This window comes from Saccharopolyspora dendranthemae, assembly GCF_007829955.1.
Classification (GTDB): Bacteria; Actinomycetota; Actinomycetes; order Mycobacteriales; family Pseudonocardiaceae; genus Saccharopolyspora; species Saccharopolyspora dendranthemae.
In genome coordinates this window covers 1,549,085-1,562,441 of the sequence record NZ_VIWX01000001.1, presented here as the reverse complement: position 1 = coordinate 1,562,441, position 13,357 = coordinate 1,549,085, and the positions used below count along the sequence as shown (strand labels likewise).

Genomic DNA, 13,357 nt, shown 5'->3' with positions numbered 1-13,357 from the left:
TCACTCGGCTTCCTCGACGAAGTCCTCTTCCTCGTCCTCGGGCTCGGGGCGGCGGATCCGGCCGGAGCGCAAGGTGCGGGCGAGGATCAGGTTGAACGCCAGCGAGACCTCGCGAGCGCCCGGCGTTCCCCACTGGTGGATCGGCATGCACGCTCCCTGGGCCTGCTGGACCGCGAGCCGATCCGGCAGGGCGACCGGCATCACCAGCGGGCCGAAGATGTCGCGGAGCTCGTCGATGCGGTACTGGTGCTCGTGCGACCTCGGCCGCACCCGGTTGACCACCACTCCCAGCGGCTGCAGGTCGGGGTTGTTGGCGCGTTCGGCCTGGACCGCTTCGAAAGCGCGCTGCACACCCGACACCGCGAAGATCGTCGGCTCGGTCACCAGCAGCGCGCGGTCCGCGGCCACCAGCGCCGACCGGGTCAGCCGTCCCAGCGACGGCGGGCAGTCCAGCAGCACCAGCTGGTAGGGGAGCTGGCCCTCGGCGATCAGTTCGTCCAATTCGGACAGCGCGTCCTGCAGGCGCGACAGGTGCCCTCCGTCGGGCTGGTGGCCGTTGAGATCCTCCGCGTCCTCGGAACCGACCAGCACGTCGACCTCGTCGCCCCAGGAGCTGCTCGTCACAGCGGCGCGCAGCACCTCGGGGCTCGGATCGGCCAGCACGTCGGTGAGGCCCTTCGCGGTCTTCTCCGGTTCGAGAGCGGCGGTGGCGTTGCACTGCGGGTCGAGATCGACCACCAGCGTGCGAACCCCGCGCCGCATGGCCGCTGAGGCGAGCCCGAGCACCACGGTCGTCTTGCCCACGCCACCCTTGAGACTCAGCACCGCAACCGTCTGCACGCTCGTAGCCTACGGAACCGGGACGAGCATGAGCAGTGCTGGCCGTCTTTTGCCCGCGCGCATTTCCGCGGCACGCCGCTGCGAACAGCGCCCAACCCGGCATTACGCTCTTGGCCATGAGATCGGACGCCGTCCACCAGGTGCTGGAAACCGAGATCGCCGATGCGGCGCAGCGGCTCGGCCGCCGACCGCGCGTGCTCGACGTCGGCGGCGGCAGCGGAGTGTGGGCGGTGCCCCTCGCCGAGGCGGGCTGCGCGGTGACCGTCATCGATCCCAGTCCCAACGCGCTGGCCACCCTGCAGCGCCGCGCCGAGGACGCCGGGGTCGCCGACCAGGTCACCCCGCTGCAGGGCGACACCGAGGCGCTGGCCGCGCTGAGCCCGGACGGTGGTGCGGACCTCGTCCTCGCGCACGGCCTGCTGGAGGTCGTCGACGACCTCGACGCCGCCATCGCGGCGCTGGCCGCCTCAACGGCTCCCGGCGGGGCGGTGTCGGTGCTGGTCGCCAACCGCTACGCGGCGGTCCTGGCTCGAGCTCTGGCCGGTCGGGTAGGCGAGGCGCTGCGGCTGCTCGAGGACGCCGACGGCGTCCTCGACGCCGGCTCGGAGACGTTGCAGCGCCGGTTCGACAGCGGCGGCCTGGAGCGGGTCCTGAACGCGGGCGGGTTCACGGTCGAGCTCATCCAGGGGCAGGGGGCGCTCAGCGACCTCGTGCCTGGCTCGGTGACCGACGACAACCCGCGCACCGCCGACGTCGTCGCGGAGCTGGAGCAGGTCGCCGCGACCCGATCGCCGCTGCGCGACATCGCCACCCGGTTGCACGCGGTCGCCCGCAAGCCCCGCTGAGAGCCGGGCGAACCGAGCCGTTTCAGAAATTTCGACGATCGGCCGTAGGGGTGACAAAATGATCACCTACTGCGACTACCCTCGGTGCCACGGCTGATTACCGCTGGTCGTTGACGTCGTCGGCGAAGACGATCACGTCCCGGATCCGACGTTGTCCGCAACGTCGCAGTTTCCGGTGGCCGGACCGGGTAGTCGTCGCGTCGCCGGAACCGTATCCTCAAAGGTGACGCCCCCAAGCGTTCGCCGGTCGGCAAGCCCGGCGCCACCGAGAACCTGTGCCGGAGGAGGAGTCATGCCACTCTCCGAGCACGAGCAGCGACAGCTCGAGCAGATCGAGCGCGCGCTCTACGCCGAGGACCCCAAGTTCGCCTCCACCGTGCGCGGAGGACGGCTACAACGCCCATCCCGACGTCGGCGTTTGCAGGGCATCGCCGTGTTCGTGCTGGGCCTTGCGCTGCTGGTCGTCGGCGCGGTGATTCCCGCCCTGCGTCCGGCGGAGATCCCGGTGCTGAGCGTGGTCGGCTTCCTCGTGATGTTCGGCGGAGCAATGATCGTTCTGTTCGCGTTGCGCGGTGGCGGCGATGACGCCGAGGCGACGGACAACGGCGGCGGCGAGAAGCCGAAGCGGGGCTCGGGCAACGCCTCCCCGCGAGGCTCGCTCGCTCAACGCATGGAGGAGCGCTTCCGCAAGCGCTTCGAACAGTAGGACGCTGAAACGCGATCGCCGCCGGGTCTTCCACGACCCGGCGGCGATCGTCGTCTGCTCGCACGAACGAGGGACGGGCGTTCACGCCGGAAGCCCGTCCCTCGTCTCAGCTCACGGGGTGCGCCACGGGGGGAGAGCGGAGCGGGGGAACAACCGGGAGCGCAGGTCCAGCGGCGCGTTCTGCCGGATGCTCGTGGTGATCGCCTCCAGCGTCTCCGAGAGGCTGCTCTGCGTCCCGGACGTCGGCGCGTACCACTCCCGTTCGACGGCCTTGACCAGCTGATTCAGAGCATCGGCCCCGGTGGGGTCGAGGTCGTGGTCCTTGACCAGCCGGTCGGCGAGCTGCCGGGCCGTGTCGGTGTCGCGAGGCTGGTAACCGCGGTCCAGGAACTCGTCCAGCACCTCCCGCCACGCCGTGCTCGCCGCGCCCGCCCGGCCCTCGGTGATCGCTTGCAGCCGCTGGCCGCGGCGGATCTCGCGGACCGCCAAGGGCGCCGCCGCGCCCGCGCAGAGCAGCAGGACGAGGAGCACCAGGACCGTCACCGACCAGCCGCGGTCCGCGGGTTCGCGCCGCTGCTCGGGCACGTCGCGCGCGTCGGGCTGGTCGGGCTGCGCGCCGGGCGCAGGCGGAACCGGTGCCCCCGGAGCAGGCGGCGGCAACGGCTGACCGGGCAGCGGTGCGGCGGCCTGCGGCGGGTGGAGCGCCGTGTCGAGGAACTGGGGCAGCGCGGTGCGGCCGTCGCTCAGCGGCGTCGGGTCGAACGTCTGCCAGCCCCAGCCGGGGAAGTACGCCTCCACCCAGGCGTGCGCGTCCTCGGTGGTGATGACCTGCTCGCTGCCGTCCTGGTAACCGGCGGTGAATCCGACCGCGACCCGCGACGGGATCCCGACCGAGCGCAGCAGCACCGCCATCGACGAGGCGTACTGCTCGCAGAACCCGCGCTTGCCCCGGAACAGGAAGTCGCTCAGCGCGTCCTGCCCGGTGGACGGAGCGGTGGTCAGGTCGTACCGGAACCCGTTGGAGGGGTCGGTGAAGTGCCGGTTGAGCGCGACCGCCTTGTCGAACTCGGTGGGAGCGTTCGCGGTCAGCTGCTTCCCGAGCTCGGCGACCTCGGGAGAGATCCCGGAGGCGTCGAGGTAGGCGGGGTCGATCGGCATCGGCCCCCGCGCCGCGCGCAGCTCGTCCGGAGACGGGTCGGGGACGATGATCTGCTGCGAGTAGGGGCGGGTCTCCTGGTTGGTCTGGGTGAACGCGATCCCGGAGGCCGGGTCGTAGCGCCAGTTCTTGCCCATGCCCGAGAGATCGACCGGCGTGCCGAACACCGGCAGCCACGGATCGCGGTAGCCGATCGGCTGGACGTCGATCCGCTCGGGCCTGCCGCGCCCGATGCTGGTGCCCTCCGGCAGCGGCAGCGGCGCCGTCGCATCGACGCCCTGCGTCAGGCCGTCGAGCTGCCATCCGGAGCGCGGGTCGAACTTGCGCAGCGTCAACGCGCGCAGGTAGTGGTCCTGCTGCAGGCCCCGCACCCGGAACAGCTCGACCACCTGGCCGCGGTTGAGCTGGCCGCGCAGCGAGGTGAACGGCTGGAGGCCGATCCCGTCGGTGCCGCCGAACTCCTCGGGTACCGAGCCCGGCAACCTGCCCTCGGTACCCACGCCGGTGAACACGGTGCCTGCCAGCACCGCGATGACCCCGGCGGTTCCCGCGACGAGCGCCGTGGTCCGGCTGAACAGCGTGCGAGCGACCCGGTCGGGCTCCTCGTAACGTCGCCACCTGCGGTGATGTCCGCCGGAGGCGAGCAGTAGCGCGTAACCGGCGCCGCCCAGCGCGAAGGACCACCACGGCAGCATCCGCTCCGACAGCGACGCCGGGATCGCGAACACGCACAGCAGCACGAGGCCGGTCACCGCCGGGGTGCCCAGGCCCACCGCGATCAGGTCGACCAGCAGCGCCACGATGCCCAGCCCGAGGCTCACGAGCGCTTGCAGCGGGGGCTCGGCCGCCACCGGGGGCACGCCCGTGCGGATCAGCTCCCGCGTCTCGCCCAGCAACCGGCTGAGCTCGGCGAACGCGGCCGGCCCCGGCAGGACCCCGAGGACGGCGCTGGATCCGGCGAACAACACCGTCAACGTCACCAGCAGCACGACCAGCTGGGCGGCGACCGTGCCCACGTTCGGCCAGTTCAGACGTCGGCCCACCACTCCGGCGCCGACCACGGCCACGACCGTGATCAGGGCGGGAAACAGCCACCGGAGGTCGCCGAGGACACCGGCGAACGATGCCGACGCGCACATCGCGGCCAGCGCTCCCGCCGCGGCGGCGACCAGCGAGGTGTCGAGGGAACCGTTGTTCTCGGTGCTCACCGCATCATTCCTGCGTTCTCGGCCGACTTGGTCTGCCCGCACAGGTCCCGCCACACGTCGGCGATCGGTGTCCGGGGTCCGTCGACCACCACGACCGTCCAGCCCGCCGCGCGCAGCCTGCGGGCGGCGTCTCCGGCATCGTTGCCGCCGTCCTCGCCGTTCCACGAGCGGACCGCGAGCAGCACCGCGATGCTGCGGGTCTCCTGCGGGCGCAGCTTGGTCAGCTCGGCGACCGCGGCGGTGGTGGTCTCACCGAGGACCGCGATGAGCTCGTGGCCGTTGCCGGGGTCGCGGCTGCACTGCAGGTCGCGCTGCGGGGAGGGGCGAACTGCGGCCAGCGAGTCCAGCAGGGCCTCGTCCCGGCCGCCGTTGCTGCCGCCGATGTCGCGGGTCAGCGGATCCCCGTCCTCGGTGACCAGCCTGACCTGCTGCCCCTGCCGGGCCAGGTGCAGGCAGATGCTGGCGACGGCGGAGACCGCCCACTCGACGCTGTTGCCCGCGCCGTTTCCCCGGTGCGCGGCCAGACGCCGGTCCAGCAGCACCGTGACGCCGCCGTGCCAGGGCCGTTCCTCGACCCGCACCATCAGCTCGTCGCGTCGCGCGGTGGACTTCCAGTGCACCCGGCGGATGTCGTCGCCCTGGCGGTACTGGCGGACCGTCGCGTCGTCCTCGCCGTGGCCCGCGCGCAGTCGTGCGGTGCCGTCCTCGCCGGTGCCCAGACCGGAACCGGCCGGGAGACCGGCGAGCTCGACGACCTGCGGCGTGGCCACGAGCCGGGAGCGCCCGGCCAGCTCGCGCTCGAACTGGGCCAGCCCGAACGGGTCCCCGACCCAGGTGCGCAGCGGGCCGATGTGGTGGATCCCGCGCAGGGCCGGGGTCACCGCGTAGGTCAGCAGCCGGCCGCGGCGAGGCACGATCGGCAGCCGGAACCGCGGCCTGCTGCCGAGCGCGTGCGGGGTGCCGTCCTCCAGCACCAGCCCGTCGGCGGGCAACGCGCCGCCGCCGCTGATGTGCAGCTGGACCTCCGCCTGCGAACCCACGGGGGTGCGCGGCGGGTCGATCACCCGCCGGGCAGCCACCCCGAACCGGACCTTGCCGGACAGCATCAGCGACAGCAGCGGCAAGGCGATCACGAAGGCCGAGACCCGCAGCAGGTCCCGCTCGTCGAGGACGAGCGCGCAGATCGCTGCCGCCACGCCCGCGGCCAGCAGGCAGCGACCGCGGATGGTCAGCCCGGACAGCACGTCAGCCTCGTTCGTCGTGGGTGTCGCCGCGCGGCACCGGGATGCGCTCCAGCAGCTGCCGCACCAGGTCTGTCGCGGAGCGGCGGGCGGCGCGGGCCTCGCTGGTGAGCACCAGCCGGTGCGCGAGCACCGGGACGGCCACGGCCTGCAGGTCATCGGGCACCACGAAGTCGCGGCCGGCGAGCGCGGCCTGCGCCCTGGCCGCGCGCAGCAGTTGCAGGGTCGAGCGCGGGGAGGCGCCCAGCCGCAGCTCGGCGAGATCGCGGGTCGCGGTGACCAGCGCGATGGCGTAGCGGCGGATGTCGGTGGAGGTGTGCACCTGCGAGACGACGTGCAGCAGCTCCTGGACCTCGGCGCCGTCGGCGACCGGGCGCAGCTGGCTCAGCGGGTCGTTGCCGGAGTGCTCGTCGACCATCGCCAGCTCGGCCTTGGCGTCCGGGTAGCCGATGGAGACCCGCGCGGTGAAGCGATCGCGCTGGGCCTCCGGCAGGGCGTAGGTGCCCTCCATCTCAACCGGGTTCTGCGTCGCGATGACCATGAACGGCGAGCTGAGCGCGTAGGTGTCGCCGTCGACGGTGACCTGCTGCTCCTCCATGCACTCCAGCAGCGAGGACTGGGTCTTGGGCGAGGCGCGGTTGATCTCGTCGCCCACCACGATGTTGGCGAACACCGGGCCGGGCCGGAACTCGAAGCCCTCGGTCTGCCGGTTGTAGATGGACACGCCCGTGATGTCGCTGGGCAGCAGGTCCGGGGTGAACTGGATGCGGCTGACGGTGCAGTCGATGGAGCGCGCGAGCGCCTTGGCGAGCGAGGTCTTGCCCACCCCGGGCACGTCCTCCACCAGCAAGTGGCCCTCGGCCAGCATGGTCACCAGGGCGATGCGGACCACCTCTGGTTTGCCGACGAGGACCTGCTCGACGTTGGCGGCGATGCGCTGAATCGTCCCGTGCACGCGGTCGATGCCGATAGCGGCCGGAGCGGCCCCGTCGGTCGCCGGCGCGGCGGCACCGGTCAGCTGGGTTTTCGGCGTCACGCCACCTCCTGGATCTCGCCCTCCCGGTCATGTCTGGCCCGCAGACCGGGGGTGCCGGGAGGGGCACCCGGACCGGGCCGGCGGGGGAGGAGGCCGCACTGCCCCCACTTCACCCCACCACCGGAGCCCGGATGCTGCCGGACACCGACCGGACTGAGCATAACCGCCCGCCCGCGCAGTTGATCTACACGCGTGCTGACCGGCGGTTTTCGCCACACGCCCGCTCATCGTGGCTGGTGGGCCGGTGGTGGTGCGTGGTGGGGTGGGGGCGAAGCGGCGCCCCCGTTTTCCCCCACTTCGCCCCCACAGCGCGCTACCTGCGGAAACGTCCGCTTACCCGCTGGGGTGACGGGGGCGTTTCGTGTTGACGGTGGAGCGAAGTGGGGTACTGTGGGGCGCGGTGGGGCAAAAGGGGGTCCTGCTGCCTTCGTCGGCAGTTGACTCCGCGTCGGTACGGCGCGGTGAGCAGTGGTCGGCCAAGGCCATCCGGGCCGGGGGAGGTGGACCGGGATGTTTCTCGGCACCCATCACCCCAAGCTCGACGACAAGGGGCGCTTGACGCTGCCGGCGAAGTTCCGGGACGCACTGGCGGGGGGGTTGATGGTCACCAAAGGCCAGGACCACTGCCTCTACGTCTTCCCGCGCGACGAGTTCGAGCAGATGGCGCGCAAGGTCGCCGAGGCTCCGTTCACCAACGAGGCGGTTCGCGCCTACCAGCGGTACCTGTTCGCCGGAACCGACGAGCAGCGCCCCGACGGTCAGGGACGGATCTCCATCGCCACGGAGCTGCGGCGCTACGCGGACCTGAACAAGGAGTGCGTGGTCATCGGCGCGATCACCCGCCTGGAGATCTGGCAGGCGGACAGGTGGCAGAGCTACCTCGACGATCACGAGGAGGGCTACGCGCAGGCGCGCGAGGAGGTGCTGCCCGGCGTGTTCTAGGCGCGACGGTCGGGTTTCGTGAGGCCTCGGTCCGCTCGGCTTTCGCCTCCTGGTGCATCTTCCCCGGTACCAGGAAGCGACGGGCGGGCGGGGACCTGACGGGATCCGGCGCACGAGGGGGAACACGCTACGACGGTCGGTGCGCACCGCCAGGTGCGCGCCGATCGGTGGTGATGAGCAACAACGGCACGCGGGAGGGAGGGACCGCAGTGGCCGACGAGGCGCATGAGACGGGCGGTTCCGCCCGCGACAGGCACGTGCCGGTTCTGCTGGAACGAACGTTGGAGCTGCTCGAGCCCGCGCTGTCGAAGGACGGCGCGGTCGTCGTCGACGCGACGCTGGGCATGGGCGGGCACTCCGAGGCGATGCTGGCCGCGCACCCGGGGCTGACGCTGGTCGGGCTCGACCGCGACCCGGACGCGCTGCGGCTGGCGGGTGAGCGCTTGGCGGCCCACGCGGACCGGATCCACCTGGTGCACGCGGTCTACGACGAGTGGGACCGGGTGCTCGACGACCTCGGTCTGTCCGAAGTGGATGCCGCGCTGTTCGACCTGGGCGTGTCCTCGCTGCAGCTGGACGAGGCCGACCGCGGTTTCGCCTACTCGCAGGACGCTCCGCTGGACATGCGGATGGACCCGGGCGCGCCGCGCACCGCGGCCGACGTCCTCAACACCTACCCGCACGAGGACCTGGCGCGGGTGTTGCGGGTCTACGGCGAGGAGAAGTTCGCGGGCAAGATCGCCTCGGCGGTCCTGCGCGAACGCGCCAAGGAGCCCTTCAGCAACAGCGCCCGGCTGGTGGAACTGCTCTACAACGCGGTTCCGGCCGCCAGCAGGCGCACCGGCGGCCACCCGGCCAAGCGCACCTTCCAGGCGCTGCGCATCGAGGTCAACGCGGAGCTCGACGTGCTCGAGCGGGCGCTGCCCGCCGCCTTGGAGTCGCTGGCCGTGGGCGGCCGGATCGCGGTCATGTCCTACCACTCGCTGGAGGACAAGATCACCAAGCGGGAGCTCGCCGATCGCGTGAAATCCCGTACCCCGGTCGACCTGCCGGTCGAACTCCCCGGGCACGGGCCGGAGTTCCGGCTCCTCACACGGGGTTCCGAGCAGGCCGATGAGGACGAGAGAGAAACGAACCCCAGGGCGGCTTCGGTGCGGCTGCGCGCCGCCGAGCGGATCCGCGGGGGCAACGGCGAGGAGGCGACATGACTGCACCTGCACGTGCCAACGCGGCTTCGCGAACCGACAGCGCCCAGGCCGAGACCGTCGAGAAGACCCGCACGGCGCCTCAGCCGTCCGGGCTGAAGCCGCCACCCAAGAAGTCCGACAAGCGCCGCACTCGCTCTGCTGCCGCCGAGCGTGCCTACGCGCGTCGCGAGGAGCGCCGCGAGCAGACCGCCAGGCGTCCGCGCCAGGTCCGGCAGGGCGTCGATACCCGCCGTCCGGTCGAGGCCATGCCGCGCGCCAAGCAGCTGGTGCACGATCGCGTGTCGACGCTCGCCCGGCTGCCGCTGGTCGTCGTGGTGATGGTCGTGCTGGCCACCGGTCTGGCCGCGACGCTGTGGCTGTCGATCTCGGCGGTCAGCGGTAGCTACCGGCTGCAGGAGGGCGAAGCCGGGGTCAACGCGCTCAACGAGCGCAAGGAGCAGCTGCAGCGCGACGTCAGCACGATGGGGTCGACGCCCGAGATACAGCGCCGCGCGGAGCAGGACCTGGGCATGGTCAGGGCCCCCGCCCCGGCGCACCTGGTTCCGCAGCCCGACGGTTCGGTCGTGGTCGTGGGTGAGCCGCAGAAGGCCACCGCTCCGCCGCCCCCGCCCGCGCCGCCGGCACCGCCCGTCGTTCCGGGTCAGGCGGTCGCGCCCGGCCAGCCGGTGCCGCCGACGGCCCCGCAGACCCAGCCGCAGCACGACCAGGCCCAAGCGCAGGCGTTGGAGCGCTGATGCCGCGCAGGCCCCAAGCTCGAGGTCGCACCGCCCGCACCAACGTCGCCGGAAGCAATCGGCGGTTGTTGGTCGGGCGGTTGCTCATGGTGATCGCGTTGCTGGTCACCGGCGTCAAGCTGGTCCAGGTGCAGGGCGTTGAGGCCGGTGCGCTGTCAAGCCAGGCCGAGAAGCAGCGGATCACCAAGGACGCGATCCCCGCCGAGCGCGGGTCCATCGTGGACCGGAACTCCACCGTGCTCGCCTTCTCCAGCGAGGCGCGTCAGCTCTACGCCAACCCGCGCCAGCTCACGCAGGCCTTCGACGAGCAGCACGCGAAGGACCCGAGCAAGCCGACCGCGGTGCAGCACAAGCAGGAGATCGCACGGTTCATCGCCAAGGCGCTGCCGGGTCAGATCACCGAGAAGGAAGTGCTGGACGCGCTGTTCAAGGATGCCGCGTTCACCTACTTCGGCCCGGAGATCGACCCCAGCCAGGCCAACCTGATCACCGAGACCTACCCGCACATCGGAGCCGAGTACCGCGCCACTCGCGAGTACCCGGCGGGCAACCTGGCGGCCAACGTCATAGGAGCCGCGAACTGGCGGATGGACGAGCGCAAGGTCCGGGGCCAGATCGGCCTGGAACTGGCGATGAACAAGGTCCTCGGCGGTCGCAACGGCACCAAGGTCTCGGACACCGCGATGGGGTCGAGCCTGGTGATCCCGGGCACCGAGCGGGAGCTCGAACCAGCCACCCCGGGTTCGGACGTGCAGCTGACGCTGGACTCCGACCTGCAGTTCATGGTGCAGCACGAGGTCTCCGACTACGCGGTGCGCGCGGGCGCCAAGTCGGCGAGCGCGGTGGTGCTCGACGCCAAGACCGGCGAGGTCTACGCGCTGGCCAACGACAAGACCTTCGACCCGCGCGGCCCGTGGTCCGGCAACCTCGGCAACCCCGCGGTCACGACGCCCTTCGAACCGGGCTCGGTGAACAAGGTGATCACCGCGGCGGGTGCGATCGAGCAGAACGTGGTCAAGCCCGAGACGGTGCTCCAGGTCCCGGGCAGCATCGAGGTCGCCGACCGCACGGTCGGGGACGCGTGGGAGCACGGCACCATCGGGCTGAGCTTCACCGGCGTGCTCGGCAAGTCCTCCAACGTGGGCACCTTGATGGTCGCCCAGCAGCTCGGCGAGCAGCGCTGGTACGACATGGCCAGGTTGTTCGGGCTCGGCAAGCTGACCGGCATCGGCCTTCCCGGCGAGAGCGGGGGCAGCCTTCCGGCGCGCGAGAACTGGTCCGGTTCGACCTTCGCGAACCTGCCCATCGGGCAAGGCCTTTCGATGACGGTGCTGCAGATGGCGGGCATGTACCAGGCGATCGCCAACGACGGTCTCCGCGTTCCGCCGCGCATCATCGAGGCGGAGGTGCTGCCGGACGGGACGCGGGCCGAGCGGCCGCGGCCGGAGCCGGTGCGGGTGGTGAGCCCGCAGACGGCGCACACCGTGAAGGACATGCTCCGCTCGGTGGTGCAGAACGGTCCTGGCAGTGCGAACGACGGCACCGGTTCGGCGGCAGCGCTGCCCGGTTACCAGGTGTCGGGCAAGACCGGTACGGCGCAGCAGATCGACCCGGACTGCCGCTGCTACAGCCAGTCCAAGTACTGGATCACGTTCGCGGGCATGGTCCCGGCCGACAACCCGCGCTTCGTGGTCGGGCTGATGCTCGACGCCCCGTCCGGGTCCCGCGAATCCAGCTCCGCCGCACCGCTGTTCCACTCGATCGCGGGCTTCCTGACCCAGCGCTACCAGATTCCCCTCTCCAAGGAGCAATCCCCGCTCCAAATGCTCCAAACCGACTGAGCGGACGGGCGGTCGTGGGGGCGACCTCGCCATTTCCCAGTTTTAGTCCAAACCGAGCCATGATCATGTCCGAAATGTCGGCTCAGTTTGGACTAAAACTGGGACTTGGTGACGCTCGACCCGAAACCCGCACCGGGCCCGGTCCGGGATTCGGGGTCAGTTCGGGTTGAGGTCTCGTGGGGTTCTGGGGTTCGGGTCTTCCGCCTGGGGCTTCTCCCTCGTGGGATCCAGGTCGTTCGCTGGGGTGGTGGGGTCCTTGGTCTTGGTGAGGGTGAGGAAGAGGGCTGCGGCTGCGAAGCCGCAGAGGGCCAGGAGGTAGAGGCCCGCGGTCTCGGAGTCGAAGGTGGATTCCACCCACGTCTTGGCGACCGGGGCGACGAAACCGCCCAGGTTGCCCAGCGAGTTGATGAGGCCGATGCCCGCTGCCGCGGCGGTTCCCGTCAGGTAGGCGGCGGGGAAGGTCCAGAAGACCGGCTGCACCGCGATGTAGCCCGCGGCCGCCACCGACAGGCCCGCGATCGCCAGGAGGGGGTCGCTGAAGGCCGCGGAGGCCGCGATCCCCACCGAGCCGGCCGCGACGCAGGCCGCTGCGACGAAGCGCTTCTTCGGCTGTGCCAGCCGGTCGGCCGCCGTGTTGACCACGATGTTGACCACCAGCGCCACCGTCCACGGGATCGCGGTGACCAGGCCGACCAGCAGTCCCACCTCGCTGCCCACGGCTTCGGACACCTGCGTCGGCAGGTAGAAGGTCATGCCGTAGACGCTGCACTGGATCAGGAAGTAGATCAGGCAGAAGTACAGCACCCGCCGGTCCACCAGGGACGCGAGCAGCCGGTGCGGGCCCCGCTTCGACTCGGCTTCGGCGTCGAGCGCCGTCTGCAGGGCGGTGCGCTGGTCCTGGGTGAGCCACCGGGCATCCGCCGGGGAGTTGTCGAGGTAGAAGAACGCCCACACGCCCACGACGCAGGCGATCAGGCCCTCGACGGCGAACATCCACTGCCAGCCCAGGAATCCCGCCGCGCCGTCGAGCTCCAGCAGCGCGCCGGACAGCGGTGCGCCCAGCACCGATGCCAGCGGGATGCCGAAGTAGAACAGCGCGTTGCAGCGCGCCCGGTAGGCGTGCGGGACCCAGTAGGTGATGTAGAGGATCACGCCGGGGAAGAACCCGGCTTCGGCGACGCCGAGCAGGAAGCGCAGGAGGTAGAACAGGGACTCGCTGTTGACCAGCGACATCGCCGCCGAGATGAGTCCCCAGGTGACCATGATCCGGCACATCCACCAGCGGGCGCCGACCCGCGTCATGATCAGGTTGCTGGGCACTTCGAACAGCGCGTAGCCGATGAAGAACAGGCCCGCGCCGAAGGCGTAAGCGGCCTCGGAGATCCCGGCGTGCGCCTGGAACTCCTCCTTCGCGAAGCCGATGTTCACGCGGTCCAGGAACGCGATGACGTACATCAGGAACAGGAACGGGATCAGCCGGACCATCACTCGCCGTACCGCTGCGCGCAGCGCCGGGGTGTCGGATCGCACCGTGCCTCCTCGTCGAGGTTCGGCATGTCGGACGTCGTTCGTGATCTGGATCACGAGCGTAGGAGCGGCG

11 protein-coding genes are annotated in these 13,357 nt (G+C 71.2%); 6 read left to right on the top strand and 5 right to left on the bottom strand.

Annotated elements, in window-relative coordinates; all coding sequences use genetic code 11:
* Positions 1-840 (bottom strand): ParA family protein, encoded by an 840-nt coding sequence (locus tag FHU35_RS07005; protein WP_145737521.1) that lies wholly within the window; start codon positions 838-840, stop codon positions 1-3.
* A gap of 116 nt (positions 841-956) precedes the next feature.
* Between FHU35_RS07005 and FHU35_RS07000 the strand changes: the two genes are divergently transcribed.
* Entirely contained in the window at positions 957-1,685 is a 729-nt protein-coding gene (locus tag FHU35_RS07000; protein ID WP_145737520.1) for a class I SAM-dependent methyltransferase, read from the top strand.
* Between the two features lie 292 nt (positions 1,686-1,977).
* A complete protein-coding gene (locus FHU35_RS06995; protein ID WP_145737519.1) occupies positions 1,978-2,391 on the top strand; it encodes a DUF3040 domain-containing protein in 414 nt (137 codons plus the stop codon).
* A 111-nt stretch (positions 2,392-2,502) separates the two neighbouring features.
* Here FHU35_RS06995 and FHU35_RS06990 read toward each other — a convergent pair whose 3' ends face one another.
* Genes FHU35_RS06990 through FHU35_RS06980 form a run of 3 tightly spaced genes read right to left on the bottom strand, consistent with a single transcriptional unit; the run spans position 2,503 to position 7,032 of the window.
* A complete protein-coding gene (locus FHU35_RS06990; RefSeq protein WP_246110111.1) occupies positions 2,503-4,755 on the bottom strand; it encodes a transglutaminase TgpA family protein in 2,253 nt (750 codons plus the stop codon).
* Entirely contained in the window at positions 4,752-5,999 is a 1,248-nt protein-coding gene (locus tag FHU35_RS06985) for a DUF58 domain-containing protein (protein WP_145737518.1), read from the bottom strand. The genes FHU35_RS06990 and FHU35_RS06985 overlap by 4 nt, the downstream gene beginning before the upstream one ends.
* 1 nt (position 6,000) lies before the next feature.
* Positions 6,001-7,032 carry an AAA family ATPase gene (locus FHU35_RS06980; protein WP_145737517.1) on the bottom strand — a complete coding sequence of 344 codons (1,032 nt, stop codon included), beginning with the start codon at positions 7,030-7,032 and terminating at the stop codon, positions 6,001-6,003.
* 510 nt (positions 7,033-7,542) lie between these two features.
* Between FHU35_RS06980 and mraZ the strand changes: the two genes are divergently transcribed.
* From mraZ to FHU35_RS06960, 4 genes are all read left to right on the top strand, one after another.
* Positions 7,543-7,974 carry a division/cell wall cluster transcriptional repressor MraZ gene (gene mraZ, locus FHU35_RS06975; protein WP_145737516.1) on the top strand — a complete coding sequence of 144 codons (432 nt, stop codon included), beginning with the start codon at positions 7,543-7,545 and terminating at the stop codon, positions 7,972-7,974.
* Positions 7,975-8,183: 209 nt separating this feature from the next.
* Complete coding sequence (rsmH, locus tag FHU35_RS06970) at positions 8,184-9,182, top strand: 16S rRNA (cytosine(1402)-N(4))-methyltransferase RsmH (RefSeq protein WP_246110110.1); 999 nt, start codon at positions 8,184-8,186, stop codon at positions 9,180-9,182.
* Positions 9,179-9,916 carry a cell division protein FtsL gene (gene ftsL / locus FHU35_RS06965; RefSeq protein ID WP_145737514.1) on the top strand — a complete coding sequence of 246 codons (738 nt, stop codon included), beginning with the start codon at positions 9,179-9,181 and terminating at the stop codon, positions 9,914-9,916. Before rsmH ends, ftsL begins: the two co-directional genes overlap by 4 nt.
* Positions 9,916-11,757, top strand: a complete 1,842-nt coding sequence (locus FHU35_RS06960) for a peptidoglycan D,D-transpeptidase FtsI family protein (protein WP_145737513.1) — start codon at positions 9,916-9,918, stop codon at positions 11,755-11,757. The genes ftsL and FHU35_RS06960 overlap by 1 nt, the downstream gene beginning before the upstream one ends.
* Positions 11,758-11,913: 156 nt before the next feature.
* On the opposite strand, the gene FHU35_RS06955 is transcribed toward FHU35_RS06960, so the two are convergent.
* Positions 11,914-13,287 carry an MFS transporter gene (locus FHU35_RS06955; RefSeq protein WP_246110109.1) on the bottom strand — a complete coding sequence of 458 codons (1,374 nt, stop codon included), beginning with the start codon at positions 13,285-13,287 and terminating at the stop codon, positions 11,914-11,916.
* Between the last annotated feature and the right edge of the window lie 70 nt (positions 13,288-13,357).

Excerpts from the sequence above, each read along its gene's own strand:
- FHU35_RS07000 (WP_145737520.1), top strand. The coding sequence starts at position 957 with ATGAGATCGGACGCCGTCCACCAGGTGCTGGAAACCGAGATCGCCGAT.
- FHU35_RS06995 (WP_145737519.1), top strand. The coding sequence starts at position 1,978 with ATGCCACTCTCCGAGCACGAGCAGCGACAGCTCGAGCAGATCGAGCGC.
- mraZ (WP_145737516.1), top strand. The coding sequence starts at position 7,543 with ATGTTTCTCGGCACCCATCACCCCAAGCTCGACGACAAGGGGCGCTTG.
- ftsL (WP_145737514.1), top strand. The coding sequence starts at position 9,179 with ATGACTGCACCTGCACGTGCCAACGCGGCTTCGCGAACCGACAGCGCC.
- FHU35_RS06960 (WP_145737513.1), top strand. The coding sequence starts at position 9,916 with ATGCCGCGCAGGCCCCAAGCTCGAGGTCGCACCGCCCGCACCAACGTC.